This window comes from Pseudomonas sp. S2_H01 (assembly GCF_054668305.1).
The window spans coordinates 696,934-723,293 of the sequence record NZ_CP162756.1 but is presented as its reverse complement, the minus strand read 5'-3'; the positions used below and the strand labels follow the sequence as shown (position 1 = coordinate 723,293).

The 26,360-nt window shown below is 60.5% G+C and carries 22 protein-coding genes and 1 riboswitch; of the genes, 17 read left to right on the top strand and 5 right to left on the bottom strand.

Annotated elements, in window-relative coordinates; genetic code table 11:
• Nucleotides 1-228: 228 nt before the first annotated feature.
• From AB4N84_RS03210 to phhA, 3 genes are read right to left on the bottom strand one after another with little or no spacing between them, the layout of a single operon-like run.
• The gene (locus AB4N84_RS03210; RefSeq protein WP_460045232.1) at nucleotides 229-1,425 is read right to left on the bottom strand and encodes an amino acid aminotransferase; all 1,197 of its coding nucleotides are present in this window, start codon (nucleotides 1,423-1,425) and stop codon (nucleotides 229-231) included.
• Nucleotides 1,426-1,782: a 4a-hydroxytetrahydrobiopterin dehydratase gene (locus AB4N84_RS03205; protein WP_074757311.1), complete on the bottom strand. Its 357-nt coding sequence runs from the start codon at nucleotides 1,780-1,782 to the stop codon at nucleotides 1,426-1,428.
• Between the two features lie 14 nt (nucleotides 1,783-1,796).
• Nucleotides 1,797-2,585 carry a phenylalanine 4-monooxygenase gene (gene phhA / locus AB4N84_RS03200; protein WP_460045231.1) on the bottom strand — a complete coding sequence of 263 codons (789 nt, stop codon included), beginning with the start codon at nucleotides 2,583-2,585 and terminating at the stop codon, nucleotides 1,797-1,799.
• A 285-nt stretch (nucleotides 2,586-2,870) separates the two neighbouring features.
• Here phhA and AB4N84_RS03195 point away from each other — a divergent pair, with 285 nt between their 5' ends.
• Nucleotides 2,871-4,424 carry a sigma-54-dependent transcriptional regulator gene (locus tag AB4N84_RS03195; RefSeq protein WP_074757307.1) on the top strand — a complete coding sequence of 518 codons (1,554 nt, stop codon included), beginning with the start codon at nucleotides 2,871-2,873 and terminating at the stop codon, nucleotides 4,422-4,424.
• Between the two features lie 82 nt (nucleotides 4,425-4,506).
• Here the strand turns inward: AB4N84_RS03195 and AB4N84_RS03190 are convergent, their stop codons facing one another.
• The gene (locus AB4N84_RS03190) at nucleotides 4,507-4,773 is read right to left on the bottom strand and encodes a DUF2790 domain-containing protein (protein ID WP_074757305.1); all 267 of its coding nucleotides are present in this window, start codon (nucleotides 4,771-4,773) and stop codon (nucleotides 4,507-4,509) included.
• Nucleotides 4,774-5,222: 449 nt separating this feature from the next.
• Between AB4N84_RS03190 and acs the strand changes: the two genes are divergently transcribed.
• The 14 genes from acs to astE all read left to right on the top strand — a co-directional run bounded on the left by acs (nucleotide 5,223) and on the right by astE (nucleotide 21,477).
• Nucleotides 5,223-7,178, top strand: coding sequence for an acetate--CoA ligase (gene acs / locus AB4N84_RS03185; RefSeq protein ID WP_074757303.1), 1,956 nt, complete (start codon nucleotides 5,223-5,225; stop codon nucleotides 7,176-7,178).
• Nucleotides 7,179-7,828: 650 nt separating this feature from the next.
• Nucleotides 7,829-8,605 (top strand): ABC transporter substrate-binding protein, encoded by a 777-nt coding sequence (locus AB4N84_RS03180; RefSeq protein ID WP_074757301.1) that lies wholly within the window; start codon nucleotides 7,829-7,831, stop codon nucleotides 8,603-8,605.
• A 90-nt stretch (nucleotides 8,606-8,695) separates the two neighbouring features.
• On the top strand, nucleotides 8,696-9,385 hold the full coding sequence (locus tag AB4N84_RS03175; protein ID WP_460045229.1) for an ABC transporter permease: 690 nt from the start codon (nucleotides 8,696-8,698) through the stop codon (nucleotides 9,383-9,385).
• Nucleotides 9,382-10,080, top strand: coding sequence for an ABC transporter permease (locus tag AB4N84_RS03170; RefSeq protein ID WP_460045227.1), 699 nt, complete (start codon nucleotides 9,382-9,384; stop codon nucleotides 10,078-10,080). The genes AB4N84_RS03175 and AB4N84_RS03170 overlap by 4 nt, the downstream gene beginning before the upstream one ends.
• 1 nt (nucleotide 10,081) lies before the next feature.
• Entirely contained in the window at nucleotides 10,082-11,194 is a 1,113-nt protein-coding gene (locus AB4N84_RS03165) for a succinylglutamate desuccinylase/aspartoacylase family protein (protein ID WP_460045226.1), read from the top strand.
• A 21-nt stretch (nucleotides 11,195-11,215) separates the two neighbouring features.
• Nucleotides 11,216-11,980 (top strand): ABC transporter ATP-binding protein, encoded by a 765-nt coding sequence (locus tag AB4N84_RS03160; RefSeq protein ID WP_460045224.1) that lies wholly within the window; start codon nucleotides 11,216-11,218, stop codon nucleotides 11,978-11,980.
• Between the two features lie 147 nt (nucleotides 11,981-12,127).
• Complete coding sequence (locus tag AB4N84_RS03155; RefSeq protein ID WP_460045222.1) at nucleotides 12,128-13,117, top strand: GlxA family transcriptional regulator; 990 nt, start codon at nucleotides 12,128-12,130, stop codon at nucleotides 13,115-13,117.
• Between the two features lie 424 nt (nucleotides 13,118-13,541).
• Nucleotides 13,542-14,762 carry an aspartate aminotransferase family protein gene (locus AB4N84_RS03150; RefSeq protein ID WP_074757290.1) on the top strand — a complete coding sequence of 407 codons (1,221 nt, stop codon included), beginning with the start codon at nucleotides 13,542-13,544 and terminating at the stop codon, nucleotides 14,760-14,762.
• 175 nt (nucleotides 14,763-14,937) lie between these two features.
• Complete coding sequence (aruF, locus tag AB4N84_RS03145; protein WP_460045221.1) at nucleotides 14,938-15,969, top strand: arginine/ornithine succinyltransferase subunit alpha; 1,032 nt, start codon at nucleotides 14,938-14,940, stop codon at nucleotides 15,967-15,969.
• Nucleotides 15,970-16,072: 103 nt separating this feature from the next.
• Nucleotides 16,073-17,098, top strand: a complete 1,026-nt coding sequence (astA, locus tag AB4N84_RS03140) for an arginine N-succinyltransferase (RefSeq protein ID WP_074757286.1) — start codon at nucleotides 16,073-16,075, stop codon at nucleotides 17,096-17,098.
• A complete protein-coding gene (astD, locus tag AB4N84_RS03135) occupies nucleotides 17,095-18,564 on the top strand; it encodes a succinylglutamate-semialdehyde dehydrogenase (protein ID WP_460045220.1) in 1,470 nt (489 codons plus the stop codon). Before astA ends, astD begins: the two co-directional genes overlap by 4 nt.
• A gap of 175 nt (nucleotides 18,565-18,739) precedes the next feature.
• On the top strand, nucleotides 18,740-20,086 hold the full coding sequence (gene astB, locus AB4N84_RS03130) for an N-succinylarginine dihydrolase (protein WP_460045219.1): 1,347 nt from the start codon (nucleotides 18,740-18,742) through the stop codon (nucleotides 20,084-20,086).
• 78 nt (nucleotides 20,087-20,164) lie between these two features.
• On the top strand, nucleotides 20,165-20,455 hold the full coding sequence (locus AB4N84_RS03125) for a topoisomerase II (protein ID WP_074757280.1): 291 nt from the start codon (nucleotides 20,165-20,167) through the stop codon (nucleotides 20,453-20,455).
• 14 nt (nucleotides 20,456-20,469) lie between these two features.
• A complete protein-coding gene (gene astE / locus AB4N84_RS03120; protein ID WP_460045218.1) occupies nucleotides 20,470-21,477 on the top strand; it encodes a succinylglutamate desuccinylase in 1,008 nt (335 codons plus the stop codon).
• Nucleotides 21,478-21,629: 152 nt separating this feature from the next.
• Here astE and AB4N84_RS03115 read toward each other — a convergent pair whose 3' ends face one another.
• On the bottom strand, nucleotides 21,630-22,124 hold the full coding sequence (locus AB4N84_RS03115) for a 6,7-dimethyl-8-ribityllumazine synthase (protein WP_062389371.1): 495 nt from the start codon (nucleotides 22,122-22,124) through the stop codon (nucleotides 21,630-21,632).
• 127 nt (nucleotides 22,125-22,251) lie between these two features.
• Nucleotides 22,252-22,397: riboswitch (FMN riboswitch) on the bottom strand.
• A 184-nt stretch (nucleotides 22,398-22,581) separates the two neighbouring features.
• Here AB4N84_RS03115 and ltaE point away from each other — a divergent pair.
• Both ltaE and alaS read left to right on the top strand, forming a co-directional pair.
• Entirely contained in the window at nucleotides 22,582-23,583 is a 1,002-nt protein-coding gene (ltaE, locus tag AB4N84_RS03110) for a low-specificity L-threonine aldolase (protein WP_460045216.1), read from the top strand.
• A gap of 147 nt (nucleotides 23,584-23,730) precedes the next feature.
• Nucleotides 23,731-26,355 carry an alanine--tRNA ligase gene (gene alaS / locus AB4N84_RS03105; RefSeq protein ID WP_460045214.1) on the top strand — a complete coding sequence of 875 codons (2,625 nt, stop codon included), beginning with the start codon at nucleotides 23,731-23,733 and terminating at the stop codon, nucleotides 26,353-26,355.
• Nucleotides 26,356-26,360: the final 5 nt, after the last annotated feature.

The window sequence follows — 26,360 nt, the reverse complement described above, 5'->3', positions numbered from 1 at the left end:
CTCGTAACCTCGGACGTCCCCTACAGGAACCACGTCAATCCGCAAATCGGTGGCACGCTTTGAAACTGTAGGAGCCGGCTTGCTGGCGATGCGGTGGTTCAGCAGCGCAGAGGCTGAATAATCCACTGCCTTCGTCCGAACTGAGGGCCTTACCCTGGTAACCTCGGACGTCTCCTACAGGGACCACGTTGAAGCGCAAATCGGTGGCGTTCCTGTAGGAGTCGAAGGTCAGTCCTTACAAACCGCCGCAAACGCCGCCGCCAGTGCATCCAAACGCGTAGCGTCAATCCCTGCCACGTTCGCGCGGCCAGCGGCGACCATGTATACGCTGTGTTCCTTGCGCAGGCGGGCGACCTGGTCGTCGCTCATGCCGGTGTAGGAGAACATGCCGCGTTGTACGCCGATGTGGGCGAAGCGTTCGCCCAGGCCCAATGGGGTCAGGGCTTCAACCAGGCCTTGGCGCAACTGCGCGATGCGGCTGCGCATTTCTTCGACTTCGTCGGCCCACAGCGCTTTGAGTTCTGGATCGCCGAGGATCTCAGCAACGACAGCGGCGCCGTGATCCGGTGGGTTGGACCACAGGTTGCGCGCGGTGGCCGACAGTTGGCTGCGCACATCCATCAGTTTGTCGGTGCTGTCGGCACACACCAGCAACGCGCCGGTGCGTTCGCGGTACAGGCCGAAGTTTTTCGAGCAGGAGCTCGTGATCAGCAGTTCCGGCAGCTCGGCGGCGAACAGGCGGACGGCCCAGGCGTCTTCCTGCAGGCCATCACCGAAACCTTGGTAGGCGAAATCGATCAGCGGCAGCAGGTTGCGGCGCTTGACGATCTTCAAGACTTCAAGCCAGTCATCGTGGCCGAGGTCGAAACCGGTCGGGTTGTGGCAGCAGGCGTGCAGCAGCACGACGTCGCCTTCCGGGACGGTGTTCAGTGTCTCCAGCATGGCCGGAACATTGAGCGTGTTATCGCTGCCCACGTACGGGTAGTGGTTGACCTTCAAACCGGCCGCAGCGTAGATCGTTTCATGAATCGGCCACGTCGGATCGCTGAGCCAGATGCCCTTGCCCGGAAGGCAGTTGGCGATGAAGTCAGCCGACAATCGCAAAGCGCCAGTGCCGCCCGGCGTCTGAGTAGCGCCGACGCGTTTGGTCGTGATCAACGGCGAATCGGCGCCCATCACCAGTTCACAGATCAACGTGCCGAATCGCGGTTCGCCGTGGCCACCGATGTAGGTCTTGGTCGGTTGCGAATCCACCAGACGCTGTTCGGCCAGCTTGACCGCGCGCGGGATGGTGGTCAGGCCTTGCGCGTCCTTGTACACGCCAACGCCCAGGTCGAACTTGTTCGGGTTCGGGTCGTTGGCATAGGCCTGGATCAAGCCCAGGATCGGATCATCCGGTACACGCTGAATCTGTGAAAAATGCATTTACTTACGGCCCTCGGCGCCTTTGGCCACCTCGTCGGTGCGGGCGGCCATGATGAAGTCGTTGCGGTGCAGCCCTTTGATGGAATGGCTCCACCAGGTCACGGTCACTTTGCCCCACTCGGTCAGAAGACCGGGGTGATGACCTTCGGCTTCGGCAATTTCGCCGACCGCGTTGGTAAACGCCAGCGCAAATTTGAAATTCTTGAACAGAAAGACTTTCTCCAGCTGCATCACGCCGTCACGGACTTCGATGTTCCAGTCGGGAATCTGGCGGAGCAACTCTGGCAGTTCGGCTTCGCTGACGTGAGGCGCGTCGGCGCGGCAGGCTTCGCAGTGGGCTTGGTTGAGGGAGGTCATAAAGGGTGTCCTGTTCAGGCGGCTTTTGTTTTAGGGGGGAAGCGAGGGGTATGCAGCCCCAACTGCGTGGCAGTCTGGACCATGCCCATGATGTCTTCGTGGGCGAGGTCGAACAGACGCTTGAGCTCCGGCAGTACGAAATACAGCGGCTGCAGGATGTCGATGCGGTAGGGCGTGCGCATCGCTTCGATCGGGTCGAAGGCTTGATGCTCGGGTGTTTCGGACAAGCTATACACGGTCTCCTTCGGTGAGGAAAGAATCCCCCCGCCGTAAATCTTGCGCCCCTGCGCGGTCTCAACCAACCCGAATTCGATGGTCATCCAGTAAAGGCGGGCAAGGTACACGCGCTGCTCTTTGCTGGCTGCCAGCCCGAGCTTGCCGTAGGTGTGGGTAAATTCCGCAAACCAGGGGTTGGTCAGCAGCGGGCAGTGTCCGAAGACTTCATGAAAGATGTCGGGCTCTTGCAGGTAATCCAGTTCTTCTTCGCTGCGAATGAACGTAGCCACGGGAAACCGCTTACTGGCCAGCAGTTCGAAGAAGGTCTGGAAGGGAATCAGCGCGGGCACGCGGGCGACTTGCCAGCCCGTGGTGCTGTCCAGCACCCGATTGATTTCGCCCAGTTGAGGAATCCGGTCGTGAGGCAGGTTCAATTGCTCGATGCCGTCCAGGTATTCCTGGCAGGCGCGGCCTTCGATCACCTTCAATTGGCGGGTGATCAGCGTATTCCACACGGCATGCTCGGCGTCGGGGTAGTCGATAAACCCGACGGCATCCGGTTCACGGGCGACGTACTGCGTGCTCATGCTGCTCTCCTGAATGGCTTTTTGTTATCTGGAGCGAGGCAAGGTGCCTGACGCTATAGATAACGTTTTTCATGCCGTTTGCAGCGGTGTCAACGCCGTAGTGACTTCCAGAACTGCATCAATACCGTAAAGAAAACCTGACACCTGTATGAGTAAAGCCTGAAATCTGCAGCATTCCTGCCGCTGATCCGCTTGCGCTGTAACGTAATCTTGACGATAAACTTCGCTTCATGACAAAAACCTTCCCTGCTAGAAAGCTTTCCTGCTTAGAAGAGTCGACTGCCCATGCGCATCAAAGTGCACTGCCAAAACCGCGTCGGGATCCTGCGCGACATCCTTGAGTTGCTGGTTTCCTATGGTGTCAACGTCTCTGGCGGCGAAGTCGGCGGTGAACACGGCGATGCGATTTATCTGCGCTGTCCCAATTTGGTCAATCTTCAGTTCCAGGCGCTGGTGCCGAAGTTCGAGACCATTGCGGGTGTGTTTGGCGTAAAGCGTGTGGGACTGATGCCGAGTGAGCGTCGGCATATGGAGCTGAACGCCCTGCTCGGCGCGTTGGAATTTCCGGTGCTGTCCATCGACATGAACGGGTCGATCGTGGCGGCAAATCGCTCGGCGGCACAACTGCTTGGCGTGCGCGTGGATGAGGTGCCGGGTATTCCGCTCTCCCGCTATGCCGAAGATTTCGATTTGCCACAATTGGTGCGCGCCAATCGTTCGCGCATCAATGGCCTGCGGGTGAAGGTGAAGGGCGACGTTTTTCTTGCGGACATCGCGCCGCTGCAGTCCGAGCATGAGGACAGCGAAGCGATGGCCGGTGCCGTGCTCACCCTGCATCGCGCGGACCGCGTGGGTGAGCACATCTATAACGTGCGCAAGCAGGAGTTGCGCGGTTTCGACAGCATCTTCCAAAGCTCGAAAGTCATGGCGGCAGTGGTGCGCGAGGCGCGTCGCATGGCGCCGCTGGACGCGCCCCTGTTAATAGAGGGCGAAACGGGGACCGGCAAAGAATTGCTGGCCCGCGCCTGTCATCTGGCCAGCCCGCGCGGGCAGTCGCCGATGATGGCGCTCAATTGCGCGGGCCTGTCCGAGTCGATGGCAGAAACCGAGCTGTTCGGTTACGGGCCGGGTGCCTTCGAGGGCGCGCGGGTCGAGGGCAAACTCGGCCTGCTGGAGCTCACGGCGGGCGGCACATTGTTCCTCGACGGCGTCGCGGAAATGAGTGCGCGGTTGCAGGCGAAGCTTTTGCGTTATCTGCAAGAGGGCTGCTTTCGCCGGGTCGGCAGCGATGAAGAGGTCTATCTGGATGTACGGGTGATCTGCGCGACGCAAGTGGACCTCTCGGAGTTGTGCGCGCGCGGCGAGTTCCGGCAGGACCTTTATCACCGGCTTAACGTGCTGTCATTGCACATCCCGCCGCTGCGTGAATGCCTCGACGGTCTGGAACCCCTGGTGCAGCATTTCCTCGATCAGGCGAGTCGGCAGATCGGTTGTCCGCTGCCAAAGATCGCTCCGGGCGCGATGATCCGTCTCGGCCAATACCATTGGCCCGGCAACGTGCGGCAGTTGGAAAACGTGCTGTTTCAGGCGGTCTCGTTGTGCGAAGGCGGGGTGGTCAAGGCCGAGCACATTCGTCTGCCGGATTATGGCGCGCCACAACCGCTCGGGGACTTTTCGCTGGAGGGCGGGCTGGAGGATATTGTCGGGCGCTTTGAAAAAGCGGTACTTGAACACTTATATGCGGCGCATCCAAGCAGTCGATTATTGGGTAAACGACTGGGTGTTTCTCATACCACGATTGCCAACAAGTTAAAGCAGTATGGTGTCGATAAGAGTTAAGTCCGTGCGGGAGGGGAGTTATTGAATATTAAATACGCCCCGGCGATGACAATCGTCAGGGCGTTCATATAAAACGTTTTGATTATCCGTTGCTGCACCCGTTGCCCATGACCTGGTATTCCAGTACATGGCGCTTGCCCTGGGAGTCTTCGTACGTCATGTGCTGTGGCACGACGCTGCAGACGTTGGGCACTTCGTCCACGGAGATGACTTTGGCAATGTCCAGATGAGTCGAGTAAGTGTATTGCTCGACGGGTTGTGCTTGGCTGGAAATCTCACTCGGTCCGTCCTGCGCCATTGCCGCGGCGCTGAAACCACAAAGAGCCATTACAACCAGTGCAGCTTTCATTACATGTTTCCTCTTGGTTGCTTCATCAACGCTGCGAAACAGGAACTCCATTCGGCAGGGTGCACAGAACCCTTGTGGGGCTCTGCGTGAAGCCAGTTATTTACGTGATGGGTTGTTGATTGACAGGCCAGTGTGGGGGGCTGTTAGTTGTCAATCATTTGCCGTGTTGGCGAGATGAATTCTAAGTGGCTGTCATGGATTCATATAGAAACCATTCTGATAAAGACTATTGAGCAAATGCGCAACAATCGCTGAAGCGGTCTCGCGGGCCTTCAGTTTTATAGTGCTTTGGTCGTAGTTCATACATGAAGATTTGCCACAAATGGCGCATTTGAGCGCTTTTCGGCGTTATGCTGAGGTCCGGTAAGACCATCGTCGAATGGCTTTCGCGGCCATCGGCGGATACAACGGTTCCATACAAAAACAACATTTCCACCGAGGTAAGAAAGATGAGTGCGGCTTCCCTGTACCCCGTTCGCCCTGAAGTGGCAGCAAACACGCTGACTGACGAGGCGACCTACAAGGCCATGTACCAGCAGTCGGTGGTCAATCCCGATGGCTTCTGGCGTGAGCAGGCCAAGCGCCTGGATTGGATCAAGCCTTTCACCACCGTCAAACAGACCTCCTTCGACGATCACCGCGTCGACATCAAGTGGTTCGCCGATGGCACCCTGAACGTTTCCTACAACTGCCTGGATCGCCATCTGGCCGAACGAGGCGATCAGGTCGCAATCATCTGGGAGGGCGACGATCCTTCCGAAAGCCGCAACATCACCTACCGCGAACTGCATGAAGAAGTGTGCAAGTTCGCCAACGCCTTGCGCGGCCAGGATGTGCACCGTGGCGACGTCGTCACGATCTACATGCCCATGATCCCCGAAGCCGTGGTCGCCATGCTGGCGTGTGCCCGCATCGGTGCGATTCACTCGGTCGTGTTCGGCGGCTTCTCACCTGAGGCCCTGGCCGGTCGCATCATCGACTGCAAGTCGAAAGTGGTGATCACCGCTGACGAAGGTCTGCGTGGCGGCAAGCGCACGGCGCTCAAGTCCAACGTCGACCGTGCACTCACCAACCCGGAAACCAGCAGCGTCCAGAAAGTCATCGTCTGCAAGCGCACCGGTGGCGAGATCGAGTGGAACCGTCATCGCGACATCTGGTACCACACCCTGCTGGAAGTGGCATCGGCCACCTGCGCCCCGAAAGAAATGGGCGCCGAAGAATCCCTGTTCATCCTCTACACCTCGGGGTCTACCGGCAAACCGAAAGGCGTGCTGCACACCACCGCAGGCTATCTGCTGTACGCCGCGCTGACCCATGAACGCGTGTTCGACTACAAGCCGGGTGAAGTCTATTGGTGTACCGCCGACGTGGGCTGGGTCACCGGCCACAGCTACATCGTCTACGGCCCGCTGGCCAACGGCGCGACCACGCTGCTGTTCGAAGGCATTCCGAACTACCCGGACATCACCCGCATGTCGAAAATCATCGACAAGCACAAAGTCAACATCCTCTACACCGCGCCAACCGCCATTCGCGCCATGATGGCCGAAGGCACCAAGGCCGTTGAAGGCGCTGACGGTTCGAGCCTGCGTCTGTTGGGTTCGGTGGGCGAGCCGATCAACCCGGAAGCCTGGAACTGGTACTACAACACCGTGGGCAAGAAAAACTGCCCGATCGTCGACACTTGGTGGCAGACCGAAACCGGCGGCATCCTGATCAGCCCGTTGCCAGGCGCCACCGCGCTCAAGCCAGGCTCGGCGACCCGTCCGTTCTTCGGTGTGATTCCGGCGCTTGTGGATAACCTGGGCAACCTGATCGAAGGCGCGGCCGAAGGCAATCTGGTGATTCTCGATTCCTGGCCGGGCCAGTCGCGCACGCTGTACGGCGACCACGACCGTTTCGTCGACACCTACTTCAAGACCTTCCGTGGCATGTATTTCACGGGTGACGGTGCGCGTCGCGACGAGGACGGCTACTACTGGATCACCGGGCGCGTGGACGACGTGCTCAACGTCTCCGGCCACCGCATGGGGACTGCCGAAATCGAAAGCGCGATGGTGGCGCACCCGAAAGTCGCCGAAGCGGCCGTGGTCGGTGTGCCGCATGACCTGAAAGGGCAGGGCATTTATGTCTACGTCACCCTGAACGGCGGTGAAGTGCCGGACGAAGCGTTGCGCATTGAACTGCGTAACTGGGTGCGTAAGGAAATCGGCCCGATTGCCTCACCTGACGTGATTCAGTGGGCGCCGGGCCTGCCGAAGACCCGCTCCGGGAAGATCATGCGCCGCATCCTGCGCAAGATTGCAACGGGCGAGTACGACGCGCTGGGCGACATCTCCACGTTGGCCGACCCGGGTGTGGTGGCGCATCTGGTCGAAACCCACAAGACCATGAACGTCGCCTGACGCTCAGCGGTCGAAAACGCCCCGTTCGGTGAAAGCCGGACGGGGCGTTTTTGTGTGTACGGCCCCGGATCTGCTCATATCGGATGGAGCCTCCGAGAAATTGTGGGAGCTGCTGGAGGTTACGACAGTGGCGAACGCGATTTACCTGGCACTCCGCATTCGCCACTGTCGTAACCTCCAGCAGCTCCTACAGGGACAATAGGGGGATTGGAAACCGGGATATATATCGATTTGTTACCGTCCCCCTCAGGCTGTCACCCTGCGCACCTGGGTGGGGCATTTCACCCCGAAATTGATGCACTTCATCGCCTCAAACCGGCGTGCCTCCACGCCAGACTTGCCGGATTAGAAGGCTTTGCCAATAATGGGCGCGTTATTTGCTTCGTTGATAGGTTTGCCAAAAGAGCCTCTCGCATAAACGCCTAGGGCTGTCAATCAGGCTGATCGGCATTTCCAGTGCTTCTGTAACTAGTTGTCGCATTGAAGAAATATCGACTTTCAACCTGTCGCTAAAATGCCGATCACTCGCCGAAGGCTTGTCGAGCCCTGAGACTCGATGGCACCTCGCGTCGCAATTTCAGTTATTCCTTCTGCACATTGAGCGTTTCGCTCACTGCCATTTGTCGCGTTATACCGATGGAGTTCCAAGAATGAAAAAGCTCATGCTGCTGGGTGCGCTGGCGCTGTCCGTATTGGCACAGCCGGTGTTCGCCGATGAAAAGCCACTGAAAATCGGCATCGAAGCGGCGTACCCTCCATTCGCCTCGAAAGCGCCTGATGGCAGCATCGTCGGTTTCGACTACGACATCGGCAACGCCCTGTGCGAAGAGATGAAGGTCAAGTGCGTCTGGGTCGAGCAAGAGTTCGACGGCCTGATCCCTGCGCTGAAAGTGCGCAAGATCGACGCCATCCTGTCCTCGATGTCCATCACCGAAGACCGCAAGAAGTCCGTCGACTTCACCAACAAGTACTACAACACCCCGGCCCGCCTGGTCATGAAGCAAGGCACCGTCGTCAGCGACGGCCTGACCGAACTCAAGGGCAAGAACATCGGTGTGCAGCGTGGTTCGATCCACGAGCGTTTCGCCAAGGAAGTCCTGGCTCCACTGGGCGCTGAAATCAAGCCATACAGCTCGCAGAACGAGATCTACCTGGACATCGGCGCCGGTCGTCTTGACGGTACCGTTGCAGACGCCACCCTGTTGCAGGACGGCTTCCTGAACACTGATTCAGGCAAGGGCTATGCGTTTGTCGGCCCGGCGTTCACCGACGTCAACTACTTCGGCGACGGCGTCGGCATCGCGGTTCGCAAAGGCGACAAGGCCGATCTGGACAAGATCAACGCAGCCATCGCAGCCATCCGTGCCAACGGCAAATACAAGGCCATTCAAGACAAGTACTTCAACTTCGACATCTACGGCCAGTAAGTCGAAGCCAGCACCTGATGGCGCAAGCAGTGGGTATTCGATCCTTCTGATTGCGCCATTTTTCTATCCCGCGCTCGAGGGCCAAACAACATGTTGAAAGGCTACGGAGCCGTCATCCTCGACGGTGCATGGCTGACCCTGCAACTCGCTCTGTGCTCCATGGCACTGGCGATCGTGCTCGGTCTGATCGGCGTGTCGCTGCGCCTGTCGCCGGTGCGCTGGCTGGCCTGGCTGGGCGATCTGTACTCCACGGTCATTCGTGGCATTCCTGACCTGGTGCTGATCCTGCTGATTTTCTACGGCGGTCAGGACCTGCTCAACCGCGTCGCGCCCCTGCTGGGTCACGACGATTACATCGATCTGAACCCGCTGATGGCCGGCATCGGTACGCTGGGTTTCATTTTTGGTGCGTACCTCTCGGAAACCTTCCGTGGCGCTTTCATGGCGATTCCCAAAGGGCAGGCCGAAGCCGGTATGGCCTACGGCATGAGCAGCTCGCGGGTGTTCTTCCGCATTCTGGTGCCGCAGATGATTCGTCTGGCGATCCCGGGGTTCACCAACAACTGGCTGGTGCTGACCAAGGCCACCGCGCTGATTTCCGTGGTCGGTCTGCAAGACATGATGTTCAAGGCCAAGCAGGCGGCGGATGCCACCCGCGAACCCTTCACTTTCTTCCTCGCAGTCGCGGCCATGTACCTGGTGATCACCAGTGTCTCGCTGCTGGTACTGCGCTATATCGAAAAACGCTATTCGGCCGGCGTAAGGGTGGCAGACCTATGATCTTCGATTACAACGTCGTCTGGGAAAACCTGCCGCTGTACTTCGGCGGTCTGTTGATCACCCTCAAATTGCTCGCGCTGTCGCTGTTCTTCGGCCTGTTGGCGGCGTTGCCGCTTGGCCTGATGCGCGTGTCCAAGGTCGCCTGGGTCAACCTGCTGGCCTGGAGCTACACCTACGTGATTCGTGGCACGCCGATGCTCGTGCAGTTGTTCCTGATCTATTACGGTCTGGCGCAATTCGAAGCGGTGCGCGCGAGCATCCTCTGGCCGTGGCTGTCGAGCGCGACGTTCTGCGCGTGCCTGGCGTTCGCCATCAACACCAGCGCCTACACCGCCGAGATCATCGCCGGCAGCCTCAAGTCCACACCGCCCGGCGAGATCGAAGCCGCTCGGGCGATGGGCATGTCGAAGGCCAAGATGTACCGCCGCATTCTGCTGCCGTCGGCCTTGCGCCGGGCGCTGCCGCAATACAGCAACGAAGTGATCATGATGCTGCAGACCACGAGTCTGGCCTCCATCGTCACGCTGATCGACATCACCGGCGCGGCGCGCACCGTCAATGCGCAGTTCTATCTGCCCTTCGAGGCCTACATCACCGCTGGCGTGTTTTACCTGTGCCTGACTTTCATTCTGGTGAAACTGTTCAAGCTGGCCGAGCGCCGCTGGCTCAGTTACCTCGCACCGAGGAAGCACTGATATGCAACGCATCGATCACAGCCTGCCCTGGAGCACGTTGGGCACGGAACGCACGCTGAGCGTCTTTCGCTTCGGCGAGGGCGGGCGCAAGGCCTACATTCAGGCCAGCCTGCACGCTGACGAATTGCCCGGCATGCGCACCGCCTGGGAGCTCAAAAAGCGCCTGACTCAGCTGGAGGAGCAGGGGCTGCTCAACGGTGTCATCGAGTTGGTGCCGGTCGCCAACCCGATCGGTCTGGGTCAGTTGCTGCAAGGCAATCATCAGGGCCGATTCGAATACGGCAGCGGCAAGAATTTCAATCGCGACTTCACTGAGCTGAGTGAGCCGGTCGCCCAGCGGCTGGCGGGCAAGCTGGGCGACGATGCGCACGCGAACGTGAAGCTGATTCGTCAGGCCATGGTCGATGTGCTTGACCAGTTGCCGCCTGCGGGCAGCGAACTGGCCGGCATGCAGCGCGTGTTGCTGAGCCATGCCTGCACGGCAGACATCGTGCTGGATCTGCACTGCGACACCGACGCGTCGCTGCACATGTACGCCTTGCCGCAGCACTGGCCTCAATGGCGTTCATTGTCGGCGCACTTGGGCGTGAGTGTCGGTTTGCTGGCTGAAGACTCCGGCGGCAGCTCGTTCGACGAAGCCTGCTCGTTGCCGTGGCTGAGGCTGGCCAAGCAGTTTGCGGATGCACAGATCCCGCTGGCCTGCATGTCCACCACCCTGGAACTGGGCGGCCAGACCAACACCGGCAAGGCCGACGCCGAAGCGTACGCCGAAGGCATCCTGGCCTTCCTTGCCGAGCACGGCTTGATCAGCGGTGAGTGGCCGCAGCCGGCGTTCGAAGCCTGCGAAGGCATGCCGTTTGAAGGCACTGAAATGATCTACGCGCCGCACGCGGGCGTCCTGACGTTTTTGCGCCCGGCCGGGGCCTGGGTCGAGGCTGGCGAACCGCTGTTCGAAGTCATCGACCCCTTGAACGATCGCGCGACCACCGTGTGCGCGGGGACGGCAGGCGTGTTGTTCGCCATCGAAAAACTGCGTTATGCCCAGCCGGGCTACTGGATGGCCAAAGTGGCGGGTCGTACCCCGTTGCGCAGCGGCCGCCTGCTCAGTGACTGATTACTTGTGAGAACCGACATCATGAACAAACTGGAAGTCCAGGACCTGCACAAGTGCTACGGCAGTCACGAAGTGCTCAAAGGCGTTTCGCTCACCGCCAAGGCGGGCGATGTGATCAGCATCATCGGCTCCAGCGGCTCGGGAAAAAGTACGTTTCTGCGCTGCATCAATTTGCTGGAACAACCTAAGTCTGGCCGCATTCTGCTCAACAACGAAGAGCTGAAACTGGTCGCCAACAAGGACGGCGGGCTTAAGGCCGCCGACCCGAAACAGCTGCAGCGCATGCGGTCGCGCCTGTCGATGGTGTTCCAGCACTTCAACCTGTGGTCGCACATGACGGCCCTGGAAAACATCATCGAGGCCCCGATCCATGTGCTCGGCGTATCGAAGAAAGAAGCGCTGGAAAAGGCCGAGCATTACTTGAACAAAGTGGGCGTGGCCCATCGCAAGGATGCCTACCCGGGGCACATGTCCGGTGGCGAGCAGCAGCGGGTTGCGATTGCCCGGGCGCTGGCCATGGAGCCTGAGGTCATGCTGTTCGACGAGCCTACCTCAGCGCTGGACCCGGAGTTGGTGGGTGACGTACTGAAAGTCATGCAGGCGCTGGCGCAGGAAGGCCGCACCATGGTGGTGGTGACCCACGAAATGGGCTTTGCCCGCGAGGTGTCGAACCAGTTGATCTTCCTGCACAAGGGCCTGGTCGAAGAGAGCGGAGACCCGCGCGAAGTGCTGGTTAATCCGAAGTCGGAGCGGCTGCAGCAGTTCCTGTCCGGCAGTTTGAAGTAGGGATCGGCACCGTCTCGAACGGTGCGTTTTGTGTCAGAACAGTTCATGCTGCGCGTCACCCAAACCGCTGCCATGAACTGAGCGCAAGAGATTTACCGCACGCTCGCCGTGCGGCCCATAACAGCGACACGTTTCGGATTGCACGCCATGACTGCCCATCGAATTGGATTTCTTATCTGGCCCGGTACCAAAGCCCTGACGCTGGCACTGGCGGAGGAAGCCCTGCGTGTTGCTCAGCGCGTTCATCCCGACGTGGTCTATGAACTGACGTTCATGCAGGCCGAGCCCGCCATGGCGGTTGACGGCGCCAGCTGGCAATTGCCGGGTGAGCCGTGGGGCGGTCGTCTCGAAGGGTGTCAGAAAGTGTTCCTGCTCGCCGATGAGCCGCCAGCCCCCATGGCGTCTGCGCTGGCCGGTGCGCTCAAACAATTGGTGCGTGCGGGCTGTGTGATTGGCGGTCTGTCGGCGGGGGTTTATCCGCTGGCGCAGTTGGGGTTGCTGGATGGTTACCGGGCGGCGGTGCACTGGCGCTGGCAGGATGATTTCGCCGAGCGTTTCCCCAAGGTCATCGCCACCAGTCATCTGTTCGACTGGGACCGTGATCGCCTGACCGCGTGCGGCGGCATGTCGGTGCTGGACCTGCTGCTGGCGGTGCTGGCGCGAGATCATGGTGCAGAACTGGCCGGTGCGGTTTCCGAGGAACTGGTGGTCGAACGCATTCGTGAAGGTGGCGAGCGTCAGCGCATTCCGTTGCAGAACCGTTTGGGCTCCAGCCATCCGAAGCTGACCCAGGCTGTGCTGTTGATGGAGGCCAACATCGAAGAGCCGTTGACCACCGATGAAATCGCCCAGCACGTCTGCGTGTCGCGACGACAGCTGGAGCGGATCTTCAAGCAGTACCTCAACCGCGTGCCCAGTCAGTATTACCTTGAGTTGCGCCTGAACAAGGCGCGGCAGATGCTGATGCAGACCAGCAAATCGATCATCCAGATCGGCCTCTCCTGCGGTTTCTCCTCAGGCCCCCACTTCTCCAGCGCCTACCGCAATTTCTTCGGTGCCACCCCTCGCGAAGACCGCAACCAGCGCCGCAGCAGCAGCCCGTTCGAATTGTCCTCGGTGCCTGCCGAGCGCGGATAAGCAAGTCTTCAAGCGGATTCGAATCCCTGTGGGAGCGAATTTATTCGCGAAAAATGTTTCAGGCGACAGAGGTCGGCTGGATGTAAGGCCGTCTCGCGAATGAATTCGCTCCCACAGGATGCTAAGGCGCCGCTGAAATCCTTGTTCCTGTGCGCCCAATCCAGGCCCTGCTTCAAATCGAGCTCTACTATTTCTGCTTTAGTGCTTCAGTAAATCAAATCGACACGACGCTGCTACAACCGTCGTCCAACGTTTAAACTGCGCCTTTCCGACGCTATTTGTCGCATTGCCGAAAGCCGCGGAAAAAGCCGGTTTGGCGCTATAAGAAGTTGTCGCTTGGCGGCAAGGCCCGACCGAAATCAGTCCTTACAATCCTCCCATCGCTCGCCAGTCCCAGGCAGGCGTTCCTCTTCAGGAGACTCCGATGTCCGTTGAGCAAGTTCCGGTGCAACGTGCCGATTTTGACCAGGTGATGGTCCCCAACTACGCCCCCGCAGCGTTCATTCCGGTGCGCGGCCAGGGTTCCCGCGTCTGGGATCAATCGGGTCGTGAGCTGGTTGATTTCTCCGGCGGCATCGCAGTCAACGTGCTGGGCCACGCCCATCCGGCGCTGGTCGGCGCACTGACCGAGCAAGCCAACAAGCTGTGGCACGTCTCCAACGTATTCACCAACGAACCTGCGTTGCGCCTGGCCAAAAAGCTGGTCGATGCCACGTTCGCCGAGCGCGTGTTCTTCTGTAACTCCGGCGCCGAAGCCAACGAAGCGGCCTTCAAGCTGGCCCGTCGCGTGGCTCACGACCTGTATGGCACCGAGAAGTACGAAATCGTTGCCGCGCTGAACAGCTTCCACGGTCGCACCCTGTTTACCGTCAGCGTGGGCGGTCAGCCGAAGTACTCCGACGGTTTCGGCCCGAAGATCACCGGCATCACCCACGTGCCGTACAACGACCTCGCTGCGCTGAAAGCCGCTGTCAGCGACAAAACCTGCGCCGTCGTGCTGGAGCCGATTCAGGGCGAAGGCGGTGTGCTGCCCGCCGAGCTTGAATACCTGCAAGGCGCACGCACGCTGTGTGACGAGCACAACGCGCTGCTGGTCTTCGACGAAGTGCAGAGCGGCATGGGCCGCAGCGGCCACCTGTTTGCGTACATGCATTACGGCGTCACCCCGGACATCCTTTCCAGCGCCAAGAGCATTGGCGGTGGTTTCCCGATGGCGGCCATGCTGACCACCGAAAAACTCGCCAAGCACCTGGCCGTCGGCGTTCACGGCACCACGTACGGCGGCAACCCGCTGGCGTGCTCAGTGGGCGAAGCGGTGATCGACGTCGTCAACACGCCAGAAGTATTGGCGGGCGTTAACGCCAAGCACGACCTGTTCAAGGCGCGCCTGGAGAAAATCGGCCAGCAATACGGCGTGTTCAGCGAAGTGCGTGGCCTGGGCCTGTTGATCGGCTGCGTGCTGACCGACGCCTGGAAAGGCAAGGCCAAGGAGTTCTTCAACGCCGCCGAACACGAAGGCGTGATGATTCTGCAGGCCGGCCCTGATGTCGTGCGTTTTGCACCGAGCCTGGTGATCGACGATGCGGACATCACCGAAGGCCTGGACCGCTTTGAGCGCGCCGTGGCGAAGTTGACCAAGGCTTGATGCATCCCTTGTAGGAGCCGGCTTGCTGGCGAATGCGGTTTATCAGCAACGTGTGCATTGACTGACACTCCGCGTTCGCCAGCAAGCCGGTTCCTACGAATTGCGCTATTTCCATATTTGTTTTTTCTTTTTCACATGCCGTACAACCGGCCTGTTTTTCTCAAGGAGTGACACCATGCTGGTGATGCGCCCCGCGCAAATGGCTGATCTGAGCGAGGTTCAACGACTCGCCGCGGACAGCCCGATTGGTGTCACGTCCCTTCCGGATGACGCTGGACGTTTGAGTGACAAGATCGCCGCTTCCGAAGCGTCGTTCGCCGCCGAGGTCAGCTTCAACGGCGAGGAAACCTATTTCTTTGTGCTGGAAGACACCGACACCGGGCGTCTGGTGGGCTGTTCCGGGATTGTCGCCTCGGCGGGCTATTCCGAGCCGTTCTACAGTTTCCGCAACGAGACCTTCGTTCACGCCTCTCGCGAGCTGAAGATCCACAACAAGATCCACGTGCTCTCGCAGTGCCACGACCTGACCGGCAACAGCCTGCTGACCAGCTTCTACGTCTTGCCGGATCTGGTCGGGACCCTGTGGTCGGAGCTCAACTCCCGTGCACGTCTGCTGTTCGTCGCGGCCCATCCGGAGCGCTTCGCCGATTCGGTGGTGACCGAGATCGTCGGTTACAGCGACGAGAACGGCGACTCACCGTTCTGGGACGCCATCGGTCGCAACTTCTTCGACCTGAATTACGCCGAGGCCGAGCGTTTGTGCGGTTTGAAGAGCCGGACCTTCCTCGCCGAACTGATGCCGCACTATCCGATCTACGTGCCGTTGCTGCCCGACGAGGCTCAGGAAGCGATGGGTCAGGTGCATCCGCGTGCGCAGATCACCTTCGACATCCTGATGCGTGAAGGCTTCGAGACCGACCATTACATCGACATCTTCGACGGCGGTCCGACCTTGCATGCCCGTGTTTCCGGCATTCGTTCGATTGCCCAGAGCCGCGTTGTGCCGGTCAAGGTTGACCCTGTCAGCAGCGGCGATGCGGTCAAGGGCGGCCGTCCTTATCTGGTCGCCAACAGCCAGTTGCAGGACTACCGCGCGGTCATGCTGGAGCTCGATTGGGTGCCGGGTAAGCCGGTCACCCTGAGTCTGGCGGCTGCCGAGGCATTGGGCGTCGGCGAAGGCGCGAGTGTGCGCATCGTTGCGGTTTGACAGTTGAGTCGTCGGCGGTCAGTGCCAGAGTCAAAGCCTGACGCCGTATCGCGGGTTTGAGTTCGCCGGTTCTTCAAGCAGAGAACCGGGTTGAGGAGAAAGCATGATCGTTCGTCCCGTACGCAGCAGTGACCTTCCGGCGCTGATCGAGCTGGCGCGCAGCACAGGCGCAGGCCTGACCACGCTGCCGGCCAATGAAGAGCGTCTGGCGCACCGGGTCGGCTGGGCCGAAAAAACCTTCCGCGGCGAGGCCGAGCGGGGTGACACCGACTACCTGTTTGTCCTCGAGGACGATGACGGTCGTGTGGTGGGCATTTCCGCTATCGCGGGTGCGGTCGGTCTGCGTGAGCCTTGGTACAACTACCGCGTGGGCCTGACCGTCAGCGCGTCTCAAGAGCTGAACATCTACCGCGAAATCCCGACGCTGTTCCTGGCCAACGACCTGACCGGCAACTCCGAGTTGTGCTCATTGTTCCTGCATGCCGATTACCGCAACGGCCTCAACGGCCGCTTGCTGTCCAAGGCGCGGATGCTGTTCATTGCCGAATTCCCTGAGCTGTTCGGGTCGAAGATCATCGCCGAGATGCGCGGCATGTCCGATGAGGAAGGGCACTCGCCGTTTTGGGAAAGCCTGGGCCGTCACTTCTTCAAGATGGAGTTCAGCCAGGCGGATTATCTGACCGGCGTCGGCAATCGCGCGTTCATCGCCGAATTGATGCCGAAATTCCCGCTGTACAGCTGCTTCCTGTCGGAGGCCGCGCGCAATGTCATCGGTCGTGTACACACCAGCACCGAACCAGCGCTGACCATGCTCAAGGGCGAAGGCTTCAGTTATCAGGGCTACGTCGACATTTTCGACGCGGGCCCTGCCATCGAGTGCGAAACCAGCAAGATCCGCGCAGTGCGTGACAGCCAGGCACTGGTGCTGGCGGTCGGCACGCCGGGTGACGACGCTACGCCGTTTCTTATCCACAACCGCAAACGCGAGGACTGCCGCGTAACGGCCGCTCCGGCGCGGTTTGCCGCTGGCACGCTGGTGGTCGATCCTAAAACCGCCAAGCGCCTGCGCCTGAATGCGGGCGATCAGGTGCGTGCAGTGCCTCTGTCGCCTGCTCGGGAGGGCATTTGATGAATACGCTTTATATCGCTGGCGCCTGGCAAGCCGGGCAGGGCGAGCCGTTCGAGTCGCTGAACCCGGTTACGCAACAGGTGATCTGGTCCGGTCAGGCTGCGAACACCGAGCAAGTCGATGCGGCGGTCAACGCTGCGCGTCAGGCATTTCCGGCCTGGGCTTCGCTGACACTGGACGCGCGCATCGGGGTGCTGGAAAACTTCGCCGCCACGCTGAAAGGCCGCACGGACGAAATCGCCCGATGCATCGGTGAGGAAACCGGCAAGCCGCTGTGGGAGTCCGCCACGGAAGTGACCAGCATGGTCAACAAGGTGGCGATCTCGATCCAGAGCTACCGCGAGCGTACCGGCGAGAAGAGCGGCCCGCTGGGCGACGCCACCGCTGTGCTGCGCCACAAGCCCCATGGTGTGGTCGCCGTGTTCGGGCCTTACAACTTTCCGGGTCACCTGCCCAACGGGCATATCGTGCCCGCGTTGCTGGCGGGCAACGCGGTGGTGTTCAAGCCGAGCGAGCTGACGCCGAAAGTCGCCGAGCTGACCGTCCAGTGCTGGATCGACGCCGGGCTGCCCGCCGGTGTGTTGAACCTTGTTCAGGGCGCGCGGGAAACCGGCATCGCGCTGGCGGCCCATTCAGGCATCGATGGTCTGTTTTTCACCGGGTCCAGCCGCACCGGCAATTCCTTGCATCAGCAATTCGCCGGTCGCCCGGACAAGATTCTTGCCCTGGAAATGGGTGGTAACAATCCCCTCGTCGTCGATCAGGTGGCTGACGTGGACGCCGCGGTGTACACGGTGATCCAGTCGGCGTTCATTTCCGCCGGTCAGCGCTGCACGTGCGCCCGCCGTCTGCTGGTGCCGGAAGGCGCATGGGGCGATGCGTTCATGGCGCGCCTGGTCGAAGTGACCGCAACGATTCAGGTCGGCGCCTTCGATCAGCAGCCTGCGCCGTTCATGGGGTCGGTGATTTCCCTGCGCGCCGCTCAGGCGTTGCTCGACGCTCAGGAGCAACTGCTCGCCAATGGCGCCGTGGCGTTGCTGGAAATGACCCAGCCAGAGACGCAATCGGCGTTGCTGACCCCGGGCATTCTGGATGTCAGTGACGTGAGCGATCGTCCTGACGAAGAGCTGTTCGGCCCTTTGCTGCAAGTGATTCGCTACGCTGATTTTGACGCGGCCATCGAGGAGGCGAACGCCACCCAGTATGGTTTGGCAGCGGGGTTGCTGTCGGATTCTCAGGAACGCTATCAGCAGTTCTGGCTGCAAAGCCGGGCCGGTATCGTCAACTGGAACAAGCAGCTGACGGGCGCGGCGAGTACCGCGCCGTTCGGTGGGGTCGGTGCGTCGGGCAACCATCGCGCCAGTGCCTATTATGCTGCGGACTATTGCGCGTATCCGGTGGCGTCGCTTGAGGCTGGCACGTTGACTTTGCCTTCCAGCTTGACGCCGGGCATAAGCCTGTCCTGAACCGGTTGGAATCGGCCACTGAACTCTGTAGGAGCCGGCTTGCTGGCGAACACGGTAGGTCAGCCACCCTTGATGTAACTGAGATACCGCATTCGCCAGCAAGCCGGCTCCTACAGGAGATGGCGGTGCCAGATAAAGAATGTGCACATAAAAACAGATCCACGGAGCCTCACCGATGAAATCCTGTGAAGTCAACTTTGACGGTCTAGTGGGGCCGACCCATAACTACGGCGGGCTGTCATACGGCAACGTCGCTTCCCAGAGCAACTGCCAGCAGTCGTCCAACCCGCGCGAGGCGGCGTTGCAGGGTCTGTCGAAAATGAAAGCGCTGATGGACATGGGGTTCACTCAAGGTGTGCTGGCGCCCCAGGAGCGCCCGGATGTCGCCGGGCTGCGCAAGCTGGGCTTCAGCGGCACCGACGCGCAGGTCATCGAGCGTGCGGCCAAAGAGTCCATGCCGTTGCTGGTGGCCAGTTGCTCCGCATCCAGCATGTGGGTCGCCAACGCCGCCACGGTCAGCCCGAGTGCCGACACGGCCGACGGTCGTGTGCATTTCACCGCCGCCAACCTCAACTGCAAGTACCACCGCAGCATTGAACACCCGACCACCAGCCGTGTGCTGGGCGCCATGTTCGCCGACCAACAGCACTTTGCGCACCATGCCGCCTTGCCTGCCGTCGCCCAGTTCGGTGATGAGGGCGCGGCCAACCATACGCGTTTCTGCCGCAGCTATGGCGAGGCTGGCGTCGAGTTCTTCGTGTTCGGACGTGCGGCGTTCGACACCCGCTTTCCGGCGCCACAGAAATACCCGGCCCGTCAGACCCTCGAAGCGTCGCAAGCCGTCGCGCGTCTGCACGGCCTGAGCGACGAGGGCGTGGTGTATGCGCAGCAGAACCCTGCGGTGATCGATCAGGGTGTGTTCCACAACGACGTCATCGCGGTCGGTAACGGCGAGGTCTTGTTCTATCACGAGGATGCGTTCCTCAACACGGAACACATGCTCAGCGAGCTGCATGACAAGCTGGGCCGTCGCGGCGGTCGTTTCCAGGCCATTTGCGTGCCGCGCACCGAGGTCGGCGTGGAAGATGCCGTGCGCTCATATCTGTTCAACAGTCAATTGCTGTCCCGTGCCGATGACTCGATGCTGCTGATCGTCCCGGAAGAGTGTCGCAGCAACGAGCGCGTGTGGAATTACCTGCAGCGTCTGATCGCCGACGAAAGCCCGATCCGCGAGGTCAAGGTGTTCGACCTCAAACAAAGCATGCAGAACGGCGGAGGCCCCGCCTGCCTGCGCTTGCGCGTTGCGCTGAATGAAACCGAACTGGCAGCCGTCAACCCAGGGGTTATCATGACGGCGCCGTTGTACGACACGCTGACGCAGTGGGTGGACAAGCACTATCGCGACCGCATGACGGAAAACGATCTGGCCGATCCGCAACTGCTGACCGAGTGCCGCACGGCGCTGGATGAACTGACGCAGCACCTGAAGCTGGGCGCGGTCTATCCTTTCCAGATCAATTGATGCACCTCGCACATCGCGCCCGTCGTCCTGCGGCGTCGGGCCGACGATGTTTTTGCTTTTACAGAGAGAATTTTTGACATGACCGACGCCCTGCGTTTGATCCTTGAAGACACCGACGGCACTCAGCTGGAAACGTCCTGCACCCGTTTTGCCGTTATCTGGCAGGGTAAAGAGGTCTGGATTCAGCAAGACGGCCGCGGCCAACTGCTGATCGGTGTCGACGTCGAAGAAGACGATGCCGAATACGCCAACTTGCTGCTGCGTCCATTGGCCACCAACCTGGTCAGCCTGCAACTGGAAATGGAACCGGCGGATATGAGTGGCGACGACGAAGACGGCCACGTTCATGGCCCGGACTGCAACCACTAAGCGGATATCGACACATGCTCGCCCTCGGCAAACTGCTTGAACTGACCCTGGCGGGTCGTGAACCCGCGGAAAAGACTCAGCTGACCGTCGAAGGCGTTCGCATGCGCTGGCTGGCCGAAGGTGCGCTGGAAGTCCGGCCACCCGAAGCGCGGGACAACGGCACTGACTTGCTGCTGTCCGCTGGCATCCATGGCAATGAAACGGCGCCGATCGAGTTGCTCGACGAGCTGATTCACGCCATCGCGCGAGGCGAACTCAAGCCTCGCGCGCGTATTCTTTTCCTGTTCGGTAACCCCGAAGCGATGCGTCGCGGCGAGCGATACGTCGAACAGGACGTCAACCGGCTGTTCAACGGCCGTCATGAACAAAGCGGCGGCAGCGAAGCCTTGCGCGCCTGTGAGCTTGAGCGACTGGCCGCCGGTTTCTTCAGCCTGCCCGATCGCTACCGCTTGCACTACGACCTGCACACGGCGATTCGCGGCTCGAAGATTGAGCAGTTTGCCCTGTACCCGTGGAAGGAGGAGCGTCAGCATTCGCGCCGTGAGCTGGTGCGTTTGCACAAAGCGGGTATGGAAGCGGTGTTGTTGCAGAACAAGTCGTCCATTGTGTTCAGCGCCTACACCTACGACAAACTGGATGCCGAGGCTTTCACGCTGGAGCTGGGCAAGGCGCGACCGTTCGGGCAAAACCAGCAGGTCAACCTCGCGCCGTTGAAAGCGACGCTGGAGCAATTGATCGAAGGCAAAGAGGCGCTTGTCGGGGATGAGCTCGACGGCCTCAAACTGTTCAGCGTGGCGCGCGAAATCATCAAGCACAGCGATGCATTCCGCCTGAACCTGCCGGCCGAGATCGAGAACTTCACGGTGCTGGATAAAGGCTTTGTGCTGGCCGAGGACCTGGCCGATTCACGCTGGGTGGTGGAAGAGGAGGGCGCCCGCATCATCTTCCCGAACCCGAAGGTCAAGAACGGGTTGCGCGCAGGTATTTTGATTGTGCCGACGACCGGGGAAGGGTTGGTGTGAGCCATGTCTCGGGTTGACGCGGTTCATTGTAGGAGCGCGCTTGCCCGCGATTGCAGTGTGTCAGCCAACTATCGGTAACTGACCCACCGCATTCGCGGGCAAGCGCGCTCCTACAAGGGAATGGCGGCGTCCCGGGGGACGCCGTCATTCCATCAACCCACCGCTTTCTGCGACTCGCTGCTGCGACGCACGGCGCGCAGCTTGGTCAGCGTGTCGGCACACGTCTTGGCCGCTTCCTGGCCTTTGTGCACGAAATGGTCGAAGAAGAACTTCTGGTGCTCTTCCCCGGCGTGGAAATGGTGCGGGGTCAGGACGACCGAGAACACCGGTACTTCGGTTTCCAGCTGGACCTGCATCAGGGCGCTGATCACCGACTGCGCAACGAACTCGTGACGGTAAATACCGCCGTCCACCACCAGACCGGCCGCCACGACGCCGCCATAACGACCTGTCTTGGCCAACAGCTTGGCGTGCAGAGGGATTTCAAAGGCGCCGCCCACTTCGAAGAAGTCGATATCGCTCTCGGCGTAGCCGTGGTTCGCCATTTCGGCGACAAAGCCTTTGCGCGCCTGATCGACGATATCTTTGTGCCAGCAAGCTTGAATGAAAGCGATGCGGTCGTGGGCGTGAATTGCGGTGGGTTGCATCTGTTCTGACTCCTGTTTAATTAAAAAACAGGGCGTGTTGGATCGAATGGGATGCCAGGGTACGGTCGACAGCCGTCCGGGCGACAAGCGCACGTGACGACACTGCGAGACGATCCTGTGGTGCCAATCCCGTTCTCTCTTCATCCGGACTATGACCGTCGGCCCTGGAATCACACCAGGTCTGCTGACCTCGCCTTCGCGAGCGCTCGCGGGCTAGACGCATTGCGCGCCATTACCGCCGGTGGGGAATCGCACCCCGCCCTGAGAACGTTGCCGACGGCATTTGTCGTCGGCGTGCAGTTTGTAACACAGATTTTCAGAATGTGCTTGGAGCCTTTTTGATGGGTTTCATCAGCTTTTCTTATAAGCACGGCTTGGCATCGTGAACCGAAGCCTTGATTATCGATCGTCCCGGCCTCAGAACTGAGGCCTGAACCATTTCTCAGGGAGCTTCATCGTGACGGTTATCGATCTGCGCAGCGACACAGTGACCCAACCCACCGCCGGCATGCGCGACGCCATGGCCTGTGCGCCATTGGGCGACGACGTTTATGGCGAAGACCCGACGGTCAACACACTGGAGTCATGGCTGGCGGAACGTCTGGGTTTTGCCGCAGCGCTGTTCGTACCGACCGGCACCATGAGCAACCTGCTTGGCCTGATGGCGCATTGCGAGCGTGGCGACGAATACATCGTGGGTCAGCAAGCGCACACCTACAAGTACGAAGGCGGAGGCGCAGCGGTGCTGGGTTCCATCCAGCCACAGCCGCTGGACAACCAGGCGGACGGTTCTCTGGATCTGAATCAGGTCGTTGCCGCGATCAAAGCGGACGATTTCCACTTCGCGCGCACCCGCCTGCTGGCGCTTGAAAACACCATGCAGGGCAAGGTTCTGTCGCTGGACTACCTCGCTGCCGCGCGCAAACTGACCCGCGACAAAGGGCTGGCGCTGCATCTGGACGGCGCTCGTCTGTACAACGCAGCGGTCAAGCTGGGCGTGGATGCACGTGAAATCACGCAGCACTTCGATTCGGTGTCGGTTTGCCTGTCCAAGGGCTTGGGCGCCCCGATCGGCTCGGTGCTGTGCGGCTCGAACGAACTGATTGCCAAGGCGCGTCGTCTGCGCAAAATGGTCGGCGGCGGCATGCGCCAGGCCGGTTTGCTGGCAGCGGCGGGGTTGTATGCGCTTGAGCATCAAGTCGAGCGTCTGGCTGACGATCACGCTAACGCGGCGTTTCTTGCCAAGGGGCTGACCGAACTGGGCTACGAGGTGGAGCCGGTGCAGACCAACATGGTCTATGTGCAGATCGGTGACCGCGCCGAGGCGCTGAAGGCTTTTTGCGCCGAGCGAGGGATTGTCCTGAGCGCGGCGTCCCGTTTGCGCATGGTCACGCACCTTGACGTGTCCGCCGCGCAAATGGAGCAGGTGGTCGCGGCATTTGCCGAATTCGCAAGCTGATAATCGACCGATAATCCAATTGGCTGCTTCTATCGTACAAAGTCACTGTACCGTGGAAGCAACGCCTATATAATGCGGCCCTTTGCCGTCGCTACGTCGAATGACGTTATGCACTTGCCTCTGGCCGCAGTTCCCGTGGAAGAACCTATGAAAAGCGCAGAAATCCGTGAAGCCTTCCTTCGCTTCTTCGAAGAGCAAGGCCACACCCGTGTAGCCTCCAGCTCCTTGATTCCGGGCAATGACCCGACCCTGCTGTTTACCAACGCAGGCATGAACCAGTTCAAGGACTGCTTCCTGGGCCAGGAAAAACGGGCGTATACCCGTGCCGTCAGCAGCCAGAAGTGCGTGCGCGCCGGTGGCAAGCACAACGACCTGGAAAACGTCGGCTACACCGCCCGTCACCACACCTTCTTCGAAATGCTGGGTAACTTCAGCTTCGGTGACTACTTCAAGCGCGATGCGATCACCTACGCCTGGACCTTCCTGACCTCCGACAAATGGCTGAACCTGCCCAAGGAAAAACTCTGGGTCACGGTTTACGCCTCGGACGACGAGGCCTATGACATCTGGACCAAGGAAATCGGCGTTCCGGCCGAGCGCATGGTCCGCATCGGCGACAACAAGGGCGCGCCTTACGCGTCGGACAATTTCTGGACCATGGGCGACACCGGTCCGTGCGGTCCTTGCACCGAGATTTTCTACGATCACGGCGCCGACATTTGGGGCGGCCCACCGGGTTCGCCGGAAGAAGACGGCGACCGTTACATCGAGATCTGGAACAACGTTTTCATGCAGTTCAACCGCACCGCCGACGGCGTGCTGCACCCGCTGCCAGCACCGTCGGTCGACACCGGCATGGGCCTGGAGCGCGTCAGCGCCGTGCTGCAGCACGTGAACTCCAACTACGAAATCGACCTGTTCCAGAGCCTGCTGTCTGCCGCTGCCAAGGCGATCGGCTGCAGCAACGACAATCAGGCTTCCTTGAAAGTGGTGGCTGACCACATTCGTTCCTGCGGTTTCCTGATCGCCGACGGTGTATTGCCCTCCAACGAAGGCCGCGGCTACGTGCTGCGCCGCATCATTCGTCGCGCCTGCCGTCACGGCAACAAACTGGGCGCCAAGGGCAGCTTCTTCTATCAGATCGTCGCCGCGCTGGTGGCCGAGATGGGCGAAGCGTTCCCTGAGCTGAAATCCCAGCAGGCGCACATCGAGCGCGTGCTGAAAGCCGAAGAAGAGCAGTTCGCCAAGACCCTGGAGCAGGGCCTGAAGATTCTCGAGCAGGATCTGGCTGAACTCAAAGGCACCGTGGTGCCCGGCGATGTGGTGTTCAAGCTGTATGACACCTACGGTTTCCCGATGGACCTGACCGGCGACATCGCCCGTGAACGTAACCTGACCCTCGACGAGGCAGGTTTCGAGCGCGAGATGGACGCCCAGCGTGAGCGCGCGCGTTCCGCCAGCGCCTTCGGCATGGATTACAACAGCCTGGTCAAGGTTGATGTGGCCACCGAGTTCACCGGCTACAGCGCCACGGCCGGCGACGCCAAAGTCGTTGCGCTTTATAAAGAAGGCGTGGCGGTCGAGCAGCTGAGCGAAGGTGAAGACGGCGTGGTCATCCTTGATCGCACCCCGTTCTACGCCGAGTCCGGCGGCCAGATCGGCGACAGCGGTTACCTCACTGCCGGCGACGTGCGTTTCGACGTCAGCGACACCACCAAGACCGGCGGTGCTTTCCTGCACCATGGCGTCCAGGTGTCGGGCAGCCTGAACGTCGGCGCGACCGTCAGCACTCAGGTCGCCGCTGAGGTACGTCAGGCCACCTCGCTGAACCACTCGGCCACTCACTTGCTGCACGCGGCCTTGCGTCAGGTGCTGGGCGATCACGTTCAGCAGAAAGGCTCGTTGGTCGACAGTCAGCGCCTGCGCTTCGACTTCAGCCACTTCGAAGCCATCAAGCCTGAGCAGATCAAGGCGCTGGAAGACATCGTCAACGCCGAAGTGCGCAAGAACACTGCGGTCGAAACCGAAGAAACCGACATCGAAACCGCCAAGAGGAAAGGCGCCATGGCGCTGTTCGGCGAGAAGTACGGCGACAGCGTTCGCGTACTGAGCATGGGCGGTGATTTCTCGGTCGAGCTGTGCGGCGGCATTCACGCCAACCGTACCGGCGACATCGCGCTGTTCAAGATCATCAGCGAAGGCGGCGTGGCGGCTGGCGTGCGTCGTATCGAAGCGGTGACGGGCGCTGTGGCGCTGGCCTACCTGAATACGGCTGAAGAACAACTGAAGGAGGCTGCGAGCCTCGTCAAGGGCAATCGCGACAACCTGCTGGACAAGCTGTCGGCTGTCCTGGAGCGCAATCGCCTGTTGGAAAAACAATTGGAACAACTGCAGGCCAAGGCGGCCAGTGCGGCGGGCGACGATCTGTCGGCCTCGGCAGTGGACGTCAAAGGCGCCAAGGTCCTCGCTGCCCGTCTCGACGGTCAGGATGGCAAGGCGTTGCTGGCGCTGGTGGATCAGTTGAAGAACAAGCTCGGTCGCGCAGTGATCCTGCTCGGCGGGGTGCATGAGGACAAGGTCGTTCTGGTGGCGGGTGTCACCAAAGACCTGACTGGCCAACTCAAAGCCGGTGATTTGATGAAGCAAGCGGCTGCCGCCGTGGGCGGTAAAGGCGGTGGTCGTCCTGATATGGCGCAGGGCGGTGGCGTGGATGCCGCTGGCCTGGACGCAGCGCTCGCGCTGGCGGTTCCGTTCGCCGAACAGGGAATGTAAGGGAA